This window comes from Paraburkholderia sp. SIMBA_030 (assembly GCF_046535245.1).
Classification (GTDB): Bacteria; Pseudomonadota; Gammaproteobacteria; order Burkholderiales; family Burkholderiaceae; genus Paraburkholderia.
The window spans coordinates 20,269-38,651 of sequence record NZ_JAWRXB010000009.1; the positions used below are offsets into that span (position 1 = coordinate 20,269).

Genomic DNA, 18,383 nt, shown 5'->3' on the forward strand with positions numbered 1-18,383 from the left:
GCCAGGGAGCCACTGCGCTATTGCAGCGGTTCCTTCAAGGCAGCCGGGACCGGCAGCGGCATCACTTCGATGCCTTCTTCGACCAAGGCTCTCGCGTCTTCCGGTGTCGTGACACCGCGAATATTGCGTGCGGGCGCTTCGTTGTAGTGAATGCGCCGCGCTTCCTCGGCGAAGCGGTCGCCCACGTTCTCAGTCTTTTCCAGTACCTCGCGCAATGCGCGCATCACGCGCGCCTGCATGTCCTCCGCGCCCGCAGGGACTTTCGTGTCAGTCGCACCCGACAGATTCAGGCGGGGCGCCGACGGCAAACGGCTCACTTCGTTCGCACCGCACATCGGACACTCGACGAGCTTGCGGGACTGCTGCGATTCGAAGTCATCAGCCGAAGCAAACCAGCCTTCGAACCGATGGCCATGCGGACACTGTAAATCGAGGACCTTCATGTGGAATCAGGGCTTGCGTGCCAGTTTAGCGCAAAATGGAAATTTGTGAACGGTCGTTCGTAAAGTTTTACGGACGGCGCATTGACGCCGGGCGTTGCTGAATAAATCGAACGCGTGGGCGATTTTAACTCTTTGCGCAGCAGGCTGCCGAAGGCAGGCTCAGCGGCAAATGACTGACGAAATCGGCCGCAGGATAGGCTGGCGCACCAAGGCCCGTATTAGTGAAGCACACCGATTCGATACCGTACCCGGCAATAACAAAGCCCCTGCCGGTGCATCGACCAACAGGGGCTTTTTGCGGACCTTCCAACTGGCGGCGACGCGCGTCTATCCCTCTGGCGGGCTAACCGCCGAGCGCTATTGCGGCTCAGCAGTCGGCCACGCTCCCGACAAAACCTTCTCCAGCCAGAACGTGCCGATGATCGTTTTGACGTCGGTGATCTTGCCGGTGCGCACCCATTCGGACACATCGGCGACGCCGGCCGTGAACAGTTCGAGGAACTCGCCGTCGTCGAGTTTGCGCTCGCCGGCGGTCAAACCGCGCGCGAGGTAGATATCGATGAATTCTGTCGAGTAGGAAATGATCGGGTGGACGCGCGTCAGATAGACGTATTCGCGCGCGGTGTAGCCGGTTTCTTCCTGCAACTCGCGCTTGGCGCATGCCAGCGCGCCTTCGTTCGGGTCGAGCTTGCCCGCCGGATACTCGACCATGACCTTGCCCATCGGATAGCGGTACTGGCTTTCCATCAACACGCGGCCATCGTCGAATAGCGGGATCACCATCACGGCGCCCGGATGCTGAACGTATTCGCGAGTTGCGTGCTTGCCGTCCGGCAAGCGGACGGTATCGCATTTGAGCGTGAGGAACGGCCCTTGATAGACCGTTCTGCTCTCGAGGCAGGTCTCGGTGAGTACAGCGTCGTGATCGGGAAGTTCAGCCATTTGCGACCTCAGGACAGCTTGGTGCGCGACGGCGTGACGCCGTCAGCGGCGTTTGACGAGATACTGAAAGGTGAAGCCGGGAAACGCGAACACGACGAACAGAGCGAACGTGATCGCATAGAACTGCCACCCTTGTTCGAAGCGGTTTCCAGCACGCGCTTCGAGCAGGAAACCGAGCGCGCCGACCACGAAGTACAGCACGATCAGTTCGGCAATCCGGATCCACGCGCTCTTCTTCGCCGCTTTCAAAGGCACCGCGGCGAACAGACGCTGATTCAGGAACGGCAGGTTGGCGCCGACCAGCGCCAACAACACGATAAACCAACCCGCAGCCGACATCAGAGCAGCAACGTGTGCTGGATTGCCTGCAGGCAAGCCTTCAGCAGCGGATCCGGCACGATGCCGAGCACCAGCACGGCGACACCGTTGAGCGCGAGCAAGGCACGCGTGCTCGTGTCAGCGTGGATCGGCGACTTGTCTTGCGGCTCATCGAAGTACATCAGCTTGACGATACGCAAGTAGTAGAACGCGCCAAACAGCGACGTGATCACAGCCAACACGGCCAGCCACGTCAAGCCGGCGTTCATCGTAGCCTGCAGCACGGCGAGCTTGGCGTAGAAGCCGACCGCAGGCGGGATGCCGGCGAGCGAGAACATCATCACCATCATCACGAATGCGAACACCGGGCTGCGTTGATTCAGGCCCTTGAAGTCTTCGAGCGTATCCGCTTCGAAATCGCGGCGCGCCAGCAGCATGATGATGCCGAAGGTGCCCATCGTCGTGATCAGGTAGACGATGCTGTAGAACATGGCCGAGCCGTACGCGTTGGCCGCGCCGGTCGTCTTCTGATCCACCACGCCTGCCAGCAGGCCCAGCAGCACGAAGCCCATGTTCGAGATCGCCGAGTACGCGAGCATGCGCTTGACGTTGCGTTGCACGATACCCGTGATGTTGCCGACGATCAGCGACAGCGCGGCCATGATCACCAGCATCTGCTGCCATTCGACCGCGAGCGGCAGCAGACCCATCACGAGGAAGCGCAGGCCCCACGCGAAAGCCGCGACCTTCGGACCGCCGCCGACCATCAGCGTCATGGCCGTCGGTGCGCCTTGATAAACGTCCGGCACCCACATATGGAACGGCACCGCGCCCATCTTGAACGCCACGCCGGCCACGATGAAGATCACGCCGAACAGCAGCACGCTCGGATCGTAGTGGCTCGTGCCGATCGCCTTGAACACTTCGTTCAGGTCGAGCGAGCCGGTCGCGCCGTACAGCATCGAGATGCCGTACAGCAGGAAGCCCGAAGCCAGCGCGCCGAGCACGTAGTACTTCATTGCAGCTTCGTTCGACGGCGCCGCTTCACGACGCAGTGCGATCGCGGCATACAGCGACAGCGACATCAGTTCCAGACCGAGGTACAGCGTCAGGAAGTTGTTGCCGGAGATCATCACCAGTTGGCCGAGCAACGAGAACATGCCCAGCAGGAAGAAGTCACCGCGGAACAGCTCGCGATCTTCGAGGTACTTGCGCGAATAAACGATCGACAGCGCATAGCCGAGCGTCACCACCGCTTTCATCAAATTGGCGAACGAATCCACCACGTACATGTGCCCGAAGAAATAACGCACTTGCGGGTCGAAAGCGTTCATCGCGAACCAGACGCCGGCGATCAGCGTCGAGAACAGCGCGATGAAATACGTGGTGCGGCGACCGGCCTGGCCGACGAACGTGTCGTTAAGCCACGCGACGACAACGGCGAGCATCACCAGCGCGTCGGGCAACAGAGCAGTCATAGGGGCGTTTTGCATGGTCTTTAAATTCCTCCGCTCTGCATTACTGTGGCAACGGCAGCTTTGACTGCGCGACGTGGGAGAGGAGGTTTTCCACGGATACGTGCATCACATCGGTAAAGGGCTTTGGATACAGGCCCATGAACAGCGTCAGCGCGGCGAGCACCGCCATCATGAAGAACTCGCGGCGGTTGATGTCGAGCAGGCCCTTCACGTGGTCGTTGGCGACCGCGCCGAAGTACACGCGCTTGTACATCCACAGCGTGTAGGCCGCGCCGAGAATCAGCGTGACTGCCGCACCGCCTGCGATCCAGAAGTTGTACTGGACTGCGGCCAGAATCACCATGAACTCGCCGACGAAACCGGAAGTGCCCGGCAAGCCGCAATTGGCCATCGAGAACAGCATCACGAACGCCGCGAACTTCGGCATCACGTTGACGACGCCGCCGTAATCGGCGATCTGACGCGAGTGCATACGGTCGTACAGCACGCCGATGCTCAGGAACATCGCGCCCGACACGAAACCGTGCGAGATCATCTGCACGATCGCGCCTTCCACGCCGAGCTGGTTGAAGATGAAGAAGCCGAGCGTCACAAAGCCCATGTGCGCGATCGACGAATACGCCACCAGCTTCTTCATGTCGGACTGGACCATCGCGACTAGTCCGATGTAGATCACCGCGATCAGCGACAGCGTGATGACGACCGGCGCCAGGAAGTGACTCGCGTCCGGCGTGATCGGCAGCGAGAAGCGCAGGAAACCGTACGCGCCCAGCTTCAGCATGATTGCGGCCAGCACGACCGAGCCGCCGGTCGGCGCTTCCACGTGGGCGTCAGGCAACCACGTATGCACCGGCCACATCGGCACCTTCACGGCGAACGCCAGGAAGAACGCTATGAATAACAACACCTGCGGGGTCATGGCGATCTGCGTGTTCTGCCACGTCGCGAGGTCGAAGGTGCCGGTCTGGATGTACAGGTACAGCAACGCGACCAGCATCAGAAGCGAGCCCATCAGCGTGTACAGGAAGAACTTGAACGCCGCGTACACGCGGTTCGCCCCACCCCACACGCCGATGATGATGTACATCGGAATCAGCGTCGCTTCGAAGAACACGTAGAACAGCATGCCGTCCGCTGCGCTGAACACGCCGACCATGATGCCGGACAGGATCAGGAACGAAGCAAGGTATTGCGCCACGTTTTTAGTGATCACTTCCCACGCGGAGATCACGACGATCACCGTGATCACCGCGGTCAACACGACGAACCACATCGAGATGCCGTCGACACCCAGGTGATACGTGATGTTGAAGCGCTCGATCCAGTTCGCCTTTTCGACGAACTGCAACTCGGCGCTGCTCGAATCAAAACCGGTAATCAGCGGAATCGTCACGAGGAAGCTGACGACCGAGCCGATCAGCGCAAGCCAGCGCGCTGGAGCCGGGTTCCGGTCGGAACCGATAGCCAGGACCAGGAGACCGACGAGGATCGGCAACCAGATCGCAATACTGAGAATCGGATAAGCGTGCATTAGTGTCCCTCGCCTTATTTGCCGCCGAGCGTTACAAACAGGGTCAGGAGCCCCAACATGCCGATAATCATGGCGAACGCGTAGTGATAGATGTAGCCGGATTGGAGAAAGCGGATCACGCCGGCAAACCAGCCAATGAAGCGCGCGCTGCCGTTGACGATACCGTCGATGACCACGACGTCGCCTTCCTTCCAGAGACCACGGCCAATTGCCACGGCGCCCCGCGCGAACACGACTTCGTTGATCTTGTCCATGTAGTACTTGTTGTCGAGCAGCGTGTAGACCGGACCGAACGCACGCTTGATGGCAGCCGGCAGTTCAGGACGAACCAGGTACAGGAACCACGCGACCACGACACCCGCGAGCGCCAGCCACACCGGCAGACCGGCAACCGAATGCAGGCCCATCTGGCTCCAACTGACGAACTCGTGGCTCATCTCTTCCAGCGCCGGATGGTTTTCGCCGATGAAGATCACCTTGTCGAACGCCACGCCGTGCTGGAAGAAGTCGCCGAACAGGATCGGACCGACAGCGATCGCACCGATCACCACCGACGGAATCGCCAGCAGCACCAGCGGGACCCACACCACCCACGGGGTTTCGTGCGGCACGTGAGCATCGCCGTGAGCGTCATGAGCGTGACTGTCATTGTGGCCGTGCGCCGCTGCTTCCGCGCCGTGAGCACCGTTATGCACCGGCGGATTACGGAAACGCTCTTCGCCGTGGAACACCATGAAGTACATGCGGAACGAGTACAGCGCCGTAACGAACACGCTCGCCACCACCGCGAAATACGCGAAACCCGAACCCGGCAGATGCGACAGCTTCACCGCGTCGATGATCGAGTCTTTCGAATAGAAACCCGCGAAGAACGGCGTACCGATCAACGCCAGCGAACCGACCAGCGACGTGATCCACGTGATCGGCATGTACTTGCGCAGACCGCCCATGTTGCGCATGTCCTGATCGTGGTGCATGCCGATGATCACGGAGCCCGCGCCGAGGAACAGCAACGCCTTGAAGAACGCGTGCGTCATCAGGTGGAAGATGGCGACCGGATAAGCCGACACCCCGAGTGCAACCGTCATGTAGCCGAGCTGCGACAGCGTCGAGTACGCGACCACACGCTTGATGTCGTTCTGGACGATCCCGAGGAAGCCCATGAACAGCGCCGTAATCGCACCGATCACCGTCACGAACGACAGCGCGCTATCCGACAGTTCGAACAACGGCGACATGCGCGCGACCATGAAAATACCGGCCGTCACCATGGTTGCCGCGTGAATCAGTGCGGAGATCGGCGTCGGGCCTTCCATCGAATCCGGCAGCCAGACGTGCAGCGGGAACTGCGCTGACTTACCCATCGCGCCGATGAACAGGCAAATGCAGGCGACCGTCAGCAAGCCCCAGTCCGTGCCCGGGAAGCTCAATGCCGCGAGTTCGGTGCGCTTCGCGAACACGTCGCCGTAGTTCATCGACCCGGCGAAAGCGAACAGCAGGCCGATGCCGAGCAGGAACCCGAAGTCGCCGATGCGGTTCACGATGAACGCTTTCATGTTCGCGTAGATCGCGCTCTCACGGGTGAAGTAGAAGCCGATCAGCAGGTACGACACCAGACCCACCGCTTCCCAGCCGAAGAACAGCTGCAGGAAGTTGTTGCTCATCACGAGCATCAGCATCGAGAACGTGAACAGCGCGATGTACGAGAAGAAGCGCTGGTAGCCGTCGTCGTCGGCCATGTAGCCGATCGTGTAGATGTGCACCATGAGCGACACGAAGGTCACCACGCACATCATCATCGCCGTCAGCGAGTCGACCAGGAAGCCGACCTCGAACTTCGTCTTGCCGATCGCCATCCATTCGTAGACGGTCGCATTGAAGCTCGCGCCGTGCATCACCTGGAAGAAGACGATGGCCGAGAGGATGAAGGAGATCGCGACGCCGAGGATCGTCACCGTGTGCGCACCGGCTCGGCCCACCGCTTTGCCGAACAACCCCGCAATCAGGGAGCCGGCCAGCGGTGCCAGCGGGATCGCCAGCAGCAGGTTTTCATTGAGTGTCGTTGACATAACAGCTTTACCTGAAATTAACCTTTGAGCTGATCGAGATCCTCGACATTGATCGTGTCGAGGCTACGGAACAGGGTCACCAGAATTGCAAGGCCGATCGCCGATTCGGCTGCCGCAACCGTCAGCACGAAGAAGACGAAGATCTGGCCATGCACGTCGCCGAGGTAATGCGAGAACGCGACAAAGTTGGTGTTCACCGCCAGCAGCATCAGTTCGATCGCCATCAGGATGATGATGACGTTGCGACGGTTCAGGAAAATGCCGACGACGCTAATCGCAAACAGGATTGCGCCAAGGACGAGGTAATGAGCTAGGGTCAACATGATTTTTATCTCCTGTCCGCTCAGCCGTTCTTGCCGGCCGCGGAGTCGGCCGCTGCCGCGGCTTCTTCCGCTGCGAGAGTCGCTGCGGTTTTTTCCGATGCCATCTTCACGACGCGCACACGATCCTGAGCGCGCACCTTGACCTGCTGGCTGACATTCTGGCGCTTGCTGTCCTTCTTGTGGCTCGTGGTCAGCGCGATCGCCGCGATGATCGCGACCAGCAGCACGAGGCCGGCCACTTCGAACGCGAAGATGTAGTCGGTGTAGATGATCTTGCCGATGATGCGGGTGTTCGACCAGCCGGCCATAGCGTTTCCGGCAGCCGAGGTGTCGCGCAGCGCCGTCGCGGTCGCGCCGTAGCCGTGCCACAGGATCAGCGCGGTTTCGACCACGATGATCGCGCCCACCAGGGTCGCCATCGGCACGAAGCGTTTGAAGTCGCGCCGCAGCACGTCGATATTGATGTCCAGCATCATCACGACGAACAGGAACAACACCATCACCGCGCCGACGTAGACCAGCACCAGCAGGATCGCGAGAAACTCGGCCTGCAGCAGCATCCAGATCGCCGCCGCGTTGAAGAACGCCAGCACCAGAAACAGTGCGGACGACACCGGGTTGCGCGAGGTGATCACCTTCAGCCCTGATACAACCAGGAGTAGCGCGAAGATGTAGAACAGTACGGTCGTGAATTCCATGATTACCGGTTCATCGTTAGGCCATCGTCAGGCATTGTTCTTTGGCTCGTGCATCTGGCAAAAAAAGCCGCACAGCTGCGCCATGCCGCGGCACTGAAGCTGCGGCGCTCGGCCCGACAACAGGCCGTTTTGCGTTTTACTGCATCAAACTGAAGCGTCTCAACGATATGGTGCGTCAGCTGCCTTGTTTGCAGCGATCTCCGCTTCGTAGCGATCGCCAACGGCCAGCAGCATGTCTTTCGTGAAGTACAGGTCGCCGCGCTTTTCGCCGTGATATTCGAGAATATGCGTCTCGACGATCGAATCGACGGGGCAGCTTTCCTCGCAGAAACCGCAGAAGATGCACTTGGTCAGGTCGATGTCGTAACGCGTCGTGCGGCGCGTGTTGTCCGCGCGCGTTTCCGATTCGATCGTGATGGCGAGTGCCGGGCACACCGCTTCGCACAGCTTGCAGGCGATGCAGCGTTCTTCACCGTTTTCATAGCGGCGCAGCGCGTGCAGGCCGCGAAAACGCGGCGAGATCGGGGTCTTCTCTTCCGGGAACTGCACCGTGATCTTGCGCTGGAACGCGTAACGTCCCGTCAGCGCGAGGCCTTTGAGCAGCTCCGTCAGGAAGAAGGTCTTGAAAAAGTTTTGGATTGCGGTCATAGGTTCATCCGCCCTTTATTTCCAGATATTCAACGGCGACATGATCCAGAAGCCGACCACCACCAGCCACACCACGCAGACCGGAATGAAAATCTTCCAGCCCAGACGCATGATCTGGTCATAGCGATAGCGCGGGAACGTGGCACGCGCCCAGATGAACACCGACAACAGCAAGAAAACCTTGGCGACGAGCCAAACGATGCCCGGGATAAACGACAGGAAGCCGAACGGTGCGCTCCAGCCGCCGAGGAACAGTGTTGCAGCCAATGCCGAGATCACGATCATGTTGATGTACTCGGCGAGGAAGAACAGCGCGAACGCCATCCCCGAGTAATCGATCATGTGGCCCGCCACGATTTCCGACTCCCCTTCCACCACGTCGAACGGGTGACGGTTTGTTTCGGCGATGCCCGAGATGAAGTACACGACGAACATCGGCAACAACGGCAGCCAGTTCCACGACAGGAAGTTCAAGCCGTAGCCGGCAAAGATACCGCGCTCTTGCGAAGTAACGATGTCCGACAGATTCAGGCTACCCGACGTCATCAGCACGACGACAAGCGCAAAGCCCATCGAAATTTCGTACGAGACCATCTGAGCTGCGGCGCGCATGGCACCGAGGAACGCGTACTTCGAATTCGACGCCCAGCCGGCCAGGATCACGCCGTACACGCCGATCGACGAAATCGCGATCGCGTACAACAGACCCGCGTTGATGTCGCCGAGCACCGCGCCCGCCTGGAACGGAATCACCGCCCAGACCGCGAAGGCCGGCACCACCACCATGATCGGCGCGATCATGTAGATCCAGCGGCTTGCCTGGGCCGGCTGAATCACTTCTTTCAGCAACAGCTTCAGCACGTCGGCGATCGGTTGCAGCAAACCTGCGGGGCCGACGCGGTTCGGGCCGAGACGCACGTGCATCCAGCCGATCAGCTTACGCTCCCAGAGAATCAGGTAAGCCACGCACAGCAGGATCACGACGGCCACCACCAGGATGCGCACCAGCGCCCACACCGTGGGCCATGCCACACCGAGAAGCTGGGTGCCGCCCGAGTTGATCGTATCGAACAAGCTCATTTACGCCTTCTCCACCACCAGTTCACCGAACAGGCTGCCCAGCGCTGCACCGGCAGGCGTAGCCGCCGATACGCGGACGACCGTCTCCGCAAGATTCGCGTCGCGCACGGCCGGCAACTGCACCGATTGCTCGCCCTGGCGCACGCGCACTGCGTCGCCTTCCTTCAAACCCAGCTTGTCGAACAGCGCAGCCGGCAGGCCGGCCGAATTCGCGGCGCGTGCCGCCGCCGTCAGATGCAACGACTCAGCGCGACGCACCAGCGCGTCAGCGTGGTAGATCGGCACATCGGCGATACGCTCGAACTTGCCCTCTGCTGCTTTGGCCGTCTTGCCGCGCGCGACCGTCACGCCGGTCTTGTTCGACAGACGCGACTTGAGCTCGCCGTCGCCGAGCGCCGCCGCGCGTACCTCTTCCGAGGTGTCGAATTCAAAGCCCGGCACACCCAGCAGGCTGCCCAGTACACGCAACACCTTCCATGCCGGACGCGTATCGCCGAGCGGGCGCACGACGCCGTTGAACGTCTGCACCGTACCCTCGGCATTGATGAACGTGCCAGCCGTTTCCGCGAACGGTGCGATCGGCAGCAGCACGTCGGCGTAGTCGGCACCCGTCTGGAACGGCGACAGCACGACAACCATTTCAGCCTGGTTCAGCGCGGCCAAGGCCTGCGCCGGATTGGCGGTATCGAATTCCGGTTCGACGTTCAGCAGCACGTAACCCTTGCGCGGTTGTTCGAACACTTCGCGAGCGTTCAGACCGCCCTCGCCCGGCAATGCGTTGACGATATGCGCGCCGACCGTGTTCGCCGCTTCCGTGAGGAAACCGAGCGTCGCGCCAGTCGCGTCTGCAATCCATTGCGCCGCAGCGTGAATGGCGGCGAAGTCCGGATGACGGACCGCATCGTTGCCGAGCAGCACCACGCGGCGTTCGCCGGTGGCGAGCGACTTCGCGACCTGTTTGTGGGCGTCCGTCGGCTGCGTGCCGGCGAACGATTCCGGCAGCGCCACGCCGTTCGCTTCCGAGACTGCAGCGGCGATGCCGGCGAGCTCGTCGAGCCATGCCGACGGTGCTGCGACCACGCGTTGGGCTTGCGGAATCAGTGCGTCGTCGTGGGTGGCCTGCACGAGCGTCAGCTTTGCGCCGCTCTTCGCGGCCTGGCGCAGACGTGCGGCAAACAACGGATGATCGCGGCGCAGATGCGAACCGATCACGAGTGCCGCATCGACGTTCGACAGATCGGCGATCGGCGTGCCGAGCCACGGCGCACCATTGACGGGCGCGGAGAAATCCGCCTGACGCAGACGGAAGTCGACGTTAGGCGTGCCGATTGCTTGCGCGAGTTGCTTCAACAGGAACAGTTCTTCGACCGTGCTGTGCGCGCTGCCAAGTGCGGCCAGCGCGTTCGCGCCGTGGTCGCCCTTGATGCCTTTCAAACCCTTGACCACATATTCCAGCGCGGTTTGCCAGTCGGTCTCGACCCACTTGCCGCCTTGCTTGAGCATCGGCTGCGTGAGACGTTCCGGGCTGTTCAGGCCTTCGTACGAGAAGCGGTCCTTGTCCGAAATCCAGCATTCGTTGATGGATTCGTTTTCGAACGGCAGAACACGCATCACGCGGTTGTTCTTCACTTGCACCACGAGGTTCGCGCCGACGGAATCGTGCGGGCTCACCGACTTGCGGCGCGACAGTTCCCACGTGCGGGCGCTGTAGCGGAACGGTTTGCTGGTCAGCGCGCCGACCGGGCACAGATCGATCATGTTGCCCGACAGTTCGGAGTCGACCGTCTTGCCGACAAACGACGTGATTTCCGCATGCTCGCCGCGGCCCAGCATGCCCAGTTCCATCACGCCGGCGATTTCCTGACCGAAACGGACGCAACGCGTGCAGTGAATGCAACGCGTCATTTCTTCCATCGAGATCAGCGGACCGACATTCTTGTGGAACACGACACGCTTTTCTTCGCTGTAACGCGACGACGACTTGCCGTAGCCTACCGCCAGATCCTGCAACTGGCACTCGCCGCCCTGGTCGCAGATCGGGCAATCCAGCGGGTGATTGATCAGCAGGAATTCCATCACGGCTTGCTGGCCCTTCACCGCTTTCTCGGACTGGGTGCGCACGATCATGCCCGCCGACACCGGCGTGGCGCATGCGGGCACGGCCTTCGGCATCTTTTCGACGTCGACCAGACACATCCGGCAGTTGGCCGCAATCGACAGCTTCTTGTGATAGCAGAAGTGAGGAATGTACGTGTCGACCTTATGCGCAGCCTGGATCACCATGCTGCCTTCAGGCACCTCTACTTTCTTGCCGTCTATTTCAAGTTCAACCATGATGGTCAATCTTCCTTAACCTGTTACCGCTCAATCGTTCGCCCCGTTCATCGCCCGTTTCAGGCAATGAATCCCGCGGTTGACGTGTTTTTCTGGTGCGTACTGGCCGTGCTTAAGCAGCCACTGTTTCCGGCGCCGCTGCCGCACCGGCGTGACCGCCGACGAGGCAATGCTTGTGAGCGACGTGATATTCGAATTCGTCCCAGTAGTGCTTGAGCATGCCGCGCACCGGCATCGCCGCTGCATCGCCGAGCGCGCAAATCGTGCGGCCCATGATGTTTTCAGCAACCGAATTCAGCAGATCCAGATCTTCCGGACGGCCGAGCCCATGCTCGATACGATGCACGACGCGGTACAGCCAGCCGGTACCTTCGCGGCACGGCGTGCATTGACCGCACGATTCTTCGTAGTAGAAGTACGACAGACGCAGCAGCGAGCGCACCATGCAACGCGTTTCGTCCATCACGATGACCGCGCCCGAACCGAGCATCGAGCCGGCTTTCGCGATCGCGTCGTAGTCCATGTCGGTCTGCATCATGATGTCGCCCGGAATCACCGGGGCGGACGAGCCGCCAGGAATCACGGCCTTGATCTTCTTGCCGCCGCGCATGCCGCCGGCGAGCTCCATCAGCGTCGCGAACGGCGTGCCGAGCGGAATCTCATAGTTGCCCGGACGCTCGACATCGCCGGCGACCGAGAAGATCTTCGTGCCGCCGTTGTTCGGCTTGCCGATTTCGAGGTAATTCTGCGGACCGATCGCGAGCAGGAACGGCACCGCGGCGAACGTCTCGGTGTTGTTGATCGTGGTGGGCTTGCCGTACACGCCGAAGCTCGCCGGGAACGGCGGTTTGAAGCGCGGCTGGCCTTTCTTGCCTTCGAGCGATTCGAGCAACGCAGTTTCTTCGCCGCAGATATAGGCGCCGTAACCGTGGTGCGCATGCAGCTCGAACGAGAACCCCGAACCCATGATGTTGTCGCCGAGGAACCCGGCACGGCGTGCTTCGTCCAACGCTTCTTCAAAGCGTTTGTAGACTTCCCAGATTTCGCCGTGAATATAGTTGTAGCCGACCGTAATGCCCATCGCGTACGCGCCGATCGCCATGCCTTCGATCAGCGAATGCGGATTGAAACGCAGGATGTCGCGGTCTTTGAACGTGCCCGGCTCGCCTTCGTCCGAATTGCAGACGAGGTACTTCTGCCCGGGGAACTGACGCGGCATGAAGCTCCACTTCAAACCAGTCGGGAAACCCGCGCCGCCACGGCCGCGCAGACCCGACGCCTTGACGTCGGCGATCACCTGCTCGGGCGGAATCTTTTCTTCGAGAATGCGGCGCAGCTGGGCGTAGCCGCCGCGCGCCACATAGTCTTCGAGACGCCAGTTGTCGCCGTTCAGGCCGGCAAGAATCAGCGGTTTGATGTGACGATCGTGTAAAGACGTCATTTCGAAAGTTCCTCGAGCAGCTGGTCGATCTTCGCGCGGCTCATGAAGCTGCACATGCGATGGTTGTTCACCAGCATCACCGGCGCGTCGCCGCACGACCCCATGCACTCACCTTCTTTCAAGGTGAACTTGCCGTCCGCCGTGGTTTCGCCGAAGTCGATGCCGAGCTTCTGCTTCAGATATTCAGCAGCGCTGTCGGAGCCGCCGTCCGGGCCGAGCTGGCACGGCAGGTTCGTGCAGAGCGTGATCTTGTACTTGCCGACCGGCGAGGTCTCGTACATCGTGTAGAAGGTAGCCACCTCCTGCACGGCGACTGCCGGCATGCCGAGATAGTCCGCGACGAACTGCATGAGTTCGGGCGACAGCCAGCCATGCTCTTCCTGAGCAGTGGCCAACGCCGACATCACGGCGGACTGTTTCTGATCGGCGGGATACTTCGCGATCGCACGATCGATTTCTTTCAGGCCTTCAGCTGAGATCATTTTCAGACACGACTCTTTCAATTCCTACCGAACGAAAACCTGTCGCGCGTTGCATGTTGCGACAGACCCGGCGTTCCTTTGCTTGACGCGCGCTTCGGTGCACTCTGAAGACGCGCGCTGATGAATACGTCCTAGCGATCCACTTCGCCGAACACGATGTCCTGCGTGCCGATGATCGTCACGGCGTCGGCGATCATGTGACCGCGCGCCATTTCATCGAGCGCGGACAGGTGCGCGTAGCCCGGTGCGCGAATCTTCAGGCGATACGGCTTGTTCGCGCCGTCCGAGATCAGGTAGATCCCGAACTCGCCCTTCGGATGTTCGACGGCTGCGTATGCTTCGCCTTCCGGCACGTGGAAGCCTTCCGTGAAGAGCTTGAAGTGGTGAATCAGCTCTTCCATGTTCGACTTCATGCCGACGCGCGACGGCGGCGCAACCTTGTGATTGTCGATCATCACAGGACCGGGATTCTTACGCAGCCAATCAATGCACTGTTTCACAATCCGCGTGGATTGGCGCATTTCTTCGACACGAACCAGATACCGGTCATAACAATCGCCGTTTACGCCGACCGGAATATCGAAATCCATCTTGTCGTAGACTTCATACGGCTGCTTCTTGCGCAGATCCCACTCGATACCCGAGCCGCGCAGCATCGGGCCGGTCATACCGAGTTGCAGCGCGCGCTCCGGGCTGACCACGCCGATACCGACCAGACGTTGCTTCCAGATGCGGTTATCGGTGAGCAGCGTTTCGTACTCGTCGACACACTTCGGAAAACGCGTGAAGAAATCGTCGATGAAGTCGAGCAGCGAACCTTGACGGTTCTCGTTCATCTTCGACAATGCCTTCGCATTGCGGATCTTCGATGCCTTGTATTGCGGCATTGCGTCCGGCAGATCACGATACACGCCGCCCGGACGGTAATAGGCCGCATGCATCCGTGCGCCCGACACCGCTTCGTACACGTCCATCAGGTCTTCACGTTCGCGGAATGCATACAGAAACACCGCCATCGCGCCAACGTCGAGCGCGTGCGCACCGATCCACATCAGGTGGTTCAGCACGCGCGTGACCTCGTCGAACATCACGCGGATGTATTGCGCGCGGACCGGCACTTCGATACCGAGCAGCTTTTCGATCGCCATCACATAGCCGTGCTCGTTGACCATCATCGACACGTAGTCGAGGCGGTCCATGTACGGCACGGACTGGATAAACGTTTTGGTTTCGGCCAGCTTTTCGGTCGCGCGATGCAACAGGCCGATGTGCGGATCGGCGCGCTGAATGACTTCGCCGTCGAGCTCCAGCACGAGGCGCAGCACGCCGTGCGCCGCCGGATGCTGAGGGCCGAAGTTGAGCGTGTAGTTCTTGATCTCTGCCATGGCGTTCTCTTAGTGTTTCAGACCGCCATAGCGATCCTCGCGGATCACGCGCGGCGTGATTTCCCGCGGCTCGATCGTCACAGGCTGATAGACGACGCGCTTCTCTTCCGGGTCGTAACGCATTTCGACATAGCCGGAGACAGGGAAATCTTTACGGAACGGGTGACCAATGAAACCGTAGTCGGTCAGGATGCGGCGCAGGTCCGGGTGACCCTCGAAGACGATGCCGTACAGGTCGAATGCTTCACGCTCGTACCAGTTGGCCGAATTCCAGATCTCGACGACCGACGGGATGATCGGCAATTCGTCGTCTGGTGCGAACACGCGCAAACGCAGACGCCAGTTGTTCTGCACCGACAATAAATGAAGAACGGCCGCGAAGCGCGGGCCTTCGTAGGCGCCGTCGGCGTAGGTCTGGTAGTCGACGCCGCACAGATCGATCAGTTGCTCAAAGCCAAACGAGCGGTCGTCGCGCAGACGCGTCGCCACATTGAGGTAATCGCTCGCCTTCACGACGATCGTCAACTCACCGATTGCCTCGGTGGTGCTCAGCAGGAGGCCGCCAAAGGCCGCCTCGAGGTTCGCTTTCAGAGTCTCGAGTTTGCTTGCCATATTGTGGGGGAGGCGTTGGCCTTATTGACGGGCGATTGTATTGGTGCGGCGGATCTTCGCCTGCAACTGGATCACGCCGTACACCAGCGCTTCCGCAGTAGGCGGGCAACCCGGCACGTAGACGTCGACCGGCACGATCCGATCGCAGCCGCGCACTACCGAATACGAATAGTGGTAGTAGCCGCCGCCGTTCGCGCACGAGCCCATCGAGATCACCCAGCGCGGCTCGGCCATCTGGTCGTAGACCTTGCGCAGCGCCGGCGCCATCTTGTTGCACAGCGTGCCGGCGACGATCATCACGTCCGACTGACGTGGACTGGGACGAAACACCACACCAAAACGGTCGAGGTCATAACGGGCAGCACCCGCATGCATCATCTCGACCGCACAGCACGCAAGACCGAACGTCATCGGCCACAACGAGCCGGTGCGCGTCCAGTTGATCAGCTTGTCAGCCGTGGTGGTGACAAACCCTTCCTTCAAAACCCCTTCGATACTCATTTGCTTTCCACTCCAGACGGGGCGACAAGCCTTGGCCGCCCACGCAAACCGGCGATTAATCCATCATTCCCAGTCGAGGCCGCCCTTCTTCCAGATATAGGCGAAGCCCAGCAGGAATTCGAGCAGGAAAATCATCATCGCCATGAAGCCCGGCCAGCCGATGTCGCGCAGAGCTACACCCCACGGGAACAGGAACGCGGTTTCAAGATCGAAAATGATGAAAAGAATGGCGACGAGGTAATAGCGCACATCGAACTTCATGCGCGCATCTTCGAATGCTTCGAAGCCGCACTCGTACGGTGCGTTTTTCTCGGTATCGGGCTTGTTGGGACCGAGGATCTTGCCAATACTGACCAGTGCTACGCCTAAACCGGTGCCCACAACGAGGAACAACAAGACGGGGAAATAGGCTGCGAGGTTCAAGACTATCCTCAATCGGTTGGTTCTGAGTGCCGTCAGGAGCATAGCACTTCTGACGCGAAATCACTTCGGCATGCTCAGCGTCGCAAGCACAACGCAAGCAGCGCGCCAGAAGTGAAAATGCCAGCCGGAGCAAAGCAATCGGCTGGCATTCGATAACATTGGTGCCGACGGCGAGACTCGAACTCGCACAGCTTACGCCACTACCCCCTCAAGATAGCGTGTCTACCAATTTCACCACGTCGGCACTGCATGCAATCCGGGAAAACAACTTATAAAACCCGCGAATCGCTTCAAGACTTAGATTCTAACTGGTTCAAACAGTTTGTTCAACGCACAAAAGGCACTTTGTACGAAAATTTATTTCGGCACGTCCGTAGCCGGGACGGAAGCCGCCGATGCCGCCAATGCAGTCGAACCGCCTGCCGGTGCAGACGCAGCGGAAGCCGCGACCGGTGCGCTCACAGCCGTGCCCAGCAGGCCTGCGGACGGTTTTGAGCGATACGCGCCGAGGTACGTGAGCGCCAACGTCGTGACGAAAAACACCGCCGCGAGAACTGCCGTTGTACGCGACAAAAAGTTCGCCGAACCCGTCGCGCCGAACAGGCTGCCTGACGCACCGCTACCGAAAGCAGCGCCCATATCGGCGCCTTTGCCGTGCTGCAGCAAGACGAGGCCGATAACCCCGAGCGCCGACAACAACTGAACGACGATAATCAATGTTTTCAAATACAGCATCACACTCACCTGAGTCTTTATTTAACCGCACCACACAAAGTATGCCGCGCGGGATTGGGTCATCCTCGCCGAGGCGCCCTGCTTAAATGGCGACGCTTGCCACGCCTGCCGCTTTGCAGATCGCCAGGAAATCCTGGTCTTTCAACGACGCGCCGCCGATCAGGCCACCGTCGATATCCGGTTGACGGAACAATTCTTCCGCGTTCTCCGGCTTCACGCTGCCGCCATACAACAGCGGCACCTCCGCAACAGCCGCACCCTTTGCCGCAAGACGCGAACGCAGAAACGCGTGGACTGCCTGCGCCTGTTCCGACGTCGCGCTCTTACCGGTGCCGATTGCCCAGACCGGCTCATACGCGACAACGATACGAGCCGCGTCTTGCGCCGACAATTTCGCCAGCACTTCATTTAGTTGCGCGCCGACTATCTGCTCGGTCGAACCGGCCTCGCGCTCTTCAAGCGTTTCTCCGACGCAGACGATCGGCGTCAAACCCGCTTCCAGCGCCCGCTGCGTCTTCACCGCCACCAGTTCCGCGCTTTCGCGATGGTAGGCGCGGCGCTCCGAATGCCCGACGATCGCCAGCGACGCACCGAAATCCACAGCCATCTGTGCGGCCACTTCGCCGGTATAGGCACCGTGCGTAAATGCGGATACGTCCTGCACGCCCCACACGACCCGGCTGCCTTCCAGCAACGATTGCGTCTGCGCGAGATACGGACACGGCACACAGACGCCGACGCGCACATCGGCCGGCAATTCGCCGACGCCCTGCGCCACCGCCTGCAACAGCGTTGCGTTGTCGGCGAGGCGCCCGTGCATCTTCCAGTTACCGACTACCAGTTTGACTCGTTGTTTCGACATCGTCTCGTCTTGTCGTGGCGGCGGACTTCGCGTGGCGCCATGTTGGTGCCTTGATTGCGCCGACAGCCCGCCTTCAGA

Annotated in this window: 19 protein-coding genes and 1 tRNA gene; all 20 read right to left on the reverse strand. The window is 60.4% G+C overall.

Features of this window, described 5'->3' with window-relative positions:
• Positions 1 to 17: 17 nt before the first annotated feature.
• Positions 18 to 443 (reverse strand): DUF1178 family protein, encoded by a 426-nt coding sequence (locus SB772_RS16700; protein WP_410834348.1) that lies wholly within the window; start codon positions 441 to 443, stop codon positions 18 to 20.
• A 357-nt stretch (positions 444 to 800) separates the two neighbouring features.
• Entirely contained in the window at positions 801 to 1,385 is a 585-nt protein-coding gene (locus tag SB772_RS16705) for an NUDIX domain-containing protein (protein ID WP_410834349.1), read from the reverse strand.
• Positions 1,386 to 1,427: 42 nt separating this feature from the next.
• Positions 1,428 to 1,724, reverse strand: coding sequence for a DUF2818 family protein (locus SB772_RS16710; RefSeq protein ID WP_007175603.1), 297 nt, complete (start codon positions 1,722 to 1,724; stop codon positions 1,428 to 1,430).
• Positions 1,724 to 3,196 carry an NADH-quinone oxidoreductase subunit NuoN gene (nuoN, locus tag SB772_RS16715; RefSeq protein ID WP_410834350.1) on the reverse strand — a complete coding sequence of 491 codons (1,473 nt, stop codon included), beginning with the start codon at positions 3,194 to 3,196 and terminating at the stop codon, positions 1,724 to 1,726. Before nuoN ends, SB772_RS16710 begins: the two co-directional genes overlap by 1 nt.
• Before the next feature lie 25 nt (positions 3,197 to 3,221).
• Positions 3,222 to 4,712, reverse strand: a complete 1,491-nt coding sequence (locus SB772_RS16720; RefSeq protein WP_410834351.1) for an NADH-quinone oxidoreductase subunit M — start codon at positions 4,710 to 4,712, stop codon at positions 3,222 to 3,224.
• Positions 4,713 to 4,726: 14 nt separating this feature from the next.
• Positions 4,727 to 6,781: an NADH-quinone oxidoreductase subunit L gene (nuoL, locus tag SB772_RS16725; protein WP_410834352.1), complete on the reverse strand. Its 2,055-nt coding sequence runs from the start codon at positions 6,779 to 6,781 to the stop codon at positions 4,727 to 4,729.
• Between the two features lie 17 nt (positions 6,782 to 6,798).
• Positions 6,799 to 7,104: an NADH-quinone oxidoreductase subunit NuoK gene (gene nuoK, locus SB772_RS16730; protein WP_410834353.1), complete on the reverse strand. Its 306-nt coding sequence runs from the start codon at positions 7,102 to 7,104 to the stop codon at positions 6,799 to 6,801.
• A gap of 20 nt (positions 7,105 to 7,124) precedes the next feature.
• Positions 7,125 to 7,802 carry an NADH-quinone oxidoreductase subunit J gene (locus SB772_RS16735; RefSeq protein WP_410834354.1) on the reverse strand — a complete coding sequence of 226 codons (678 nt, stop codon included), beginning with the start codon at positions 7,800 to 7,802 and terminating at the stop codon, positions 7,125 to 7,127.
• A gap of 159 nt (positions 7,803 to 7,961) precedes the next feature.
• A complete protein-coding gene (nuoI, locus tag SB772_RS16740; RefSeq protein ID WP_063495298.1) occupies positions 7,962 to 8,450 on the reverse strand; it encodes an NADH-quinone oxidoreductase subunit NuoI in 489 nt (162 codons plus the stop codon).
• Between the two features lie 15 nt (positions 8,451 to 8,465).
• Entirely contained in the window at positions 8,466 to 9,530 is a 1,065-nt protein-coding gene (gene nuoH, locus SB772_RS16745) for an NADH-quinone oxidoreductase subunit NuoH (protein ID WP_410834355.1), read from the reverse strand.
• On the reverse strand, positions 9,531 to 11,864 hold the full coding sequence (gene nuoG / locus SB772_RS16750) for an NADH-quinone oxidoreductase subunit NuoG (RefSeq protein ID WP_410834356.1): 2,334 nt from the start codon (positions 11,862 to 11,864) through the stop codon (positions 9,531 to 9,533).
• A gap of 112 nt (positions 11,865 to 11,976) precedes the next feature.
• On the reverse strand, positions 11,977 to 13,305 hold the full coding sequence (gene nuoF, locus SB772_RS16755; RefSeq protein WP_410834357.1) for an NADH-quinone oxidoreductase subunit NuoF: 1,329 nt from the start codon (positions 13,303 to 13,305) through the stop codon (positions 11,977 to 11,979).
• The gene (gene nuoE / locus SB772_RS16760; RefSeq protein WP_054034960.1) at positions 13,302 to 13,787 is read right to left on the reverse strand and encodes an NADH-quinone oxidoreductase subunit NuoE; all 486 of its coding nucleotides are present in this window, start codon (positions 13,785 to 13,787) and stop codon (positions 13,302 to 13,304) included. Before nuoE ends, nuoF begins: the two co-directional genes overlap by 4 nt.
• Before the next feature lie 131 nt (positions 13,788 to 13,918).
• Positions 13,919 to 15,172: an NADH-quinone oxidoreductase subunit D gene (locus SB772_RS16765; RefSeq protein WP_410834358.1), complete on the reverse strand. Its 1,254-nt coding sequence runs from the start codon at positions 15,170 to 15,172 to the stop codon at positions 13,919 to 13,921.
• 9 nt (positions 15,173 to 15,181) lie between these two features.
• The gene (locus tag SB772_RS16770; RefSeq protein ID WP_410834359.1) at positions 15,182 to 15,784 is read right to left on the reverse strand and encodes an NADH-quinone oxidoreductase subunit C; all 603 of its coding nucleotides are present in this window, start codon (positions 15,782 to 15,784) and stop codon (positions 15,182 to 15,184) included.
• A 21-nt stretch (positions 15,785 to 15,805) separates the two neighbouring features.
• Positions 15,806 to 16,285, reverse strand: a complete 480-nt coding sequence (locus SB772_RS16775) for a NuoB/complex I 20 kDa subunit family protein (protein WP_006052903.1) — start codon at positions 16,283 to 16,285, stop codon at positions 15,806 to 15,808.
• 63 nt (positions 16,286 to 16,348) lie between these two features.
• Positions 16,349 to 16,708, reverse strand: coding sequence for an NADH-quinone oxidoreductase subunit A (locus SB772_RS16780; RefSeq protein WP_013339872.1), 360 nt, complete (start codon positions 16,706 to 16,708; stop codon positions 16,349 to 16,351).
• 159 nt (positions 16,709 to 16,867) lie between these two features.
• Positions 16,868 to 16,952, reverse strand: a tRNA-Leu gene (locus SB772_RS16785).
• Positions 16,953 to 17,065: 113 nt separating this feature from the next.
• Complete coding sequence (gene secG / locus SB772_RS16790; protein ID WP_410834360.1) at positions 17,066 to 17,443, reverse strand: preprotein translocase subunit SecG; 378 nt, start codon at positions 17,441 to 17,443, stop codon at positions 17,066 to 17,068.
• A gap of 82 nt (positions 17,444 to 17,525) precedes the next feature.
• A complete protein-coding gene (tpiA, locus tag SB772_RS16795; RefSeq protein ID WP_410834361.1) occupies positions 17,526 to 18,305 on the reverse strand; it encodes a triose-phosphate isomerase in 780 nt (259 codons plus the stop codon).
• Positions 18,306 to 18,383: the final 78 nt, after the last annotated feature.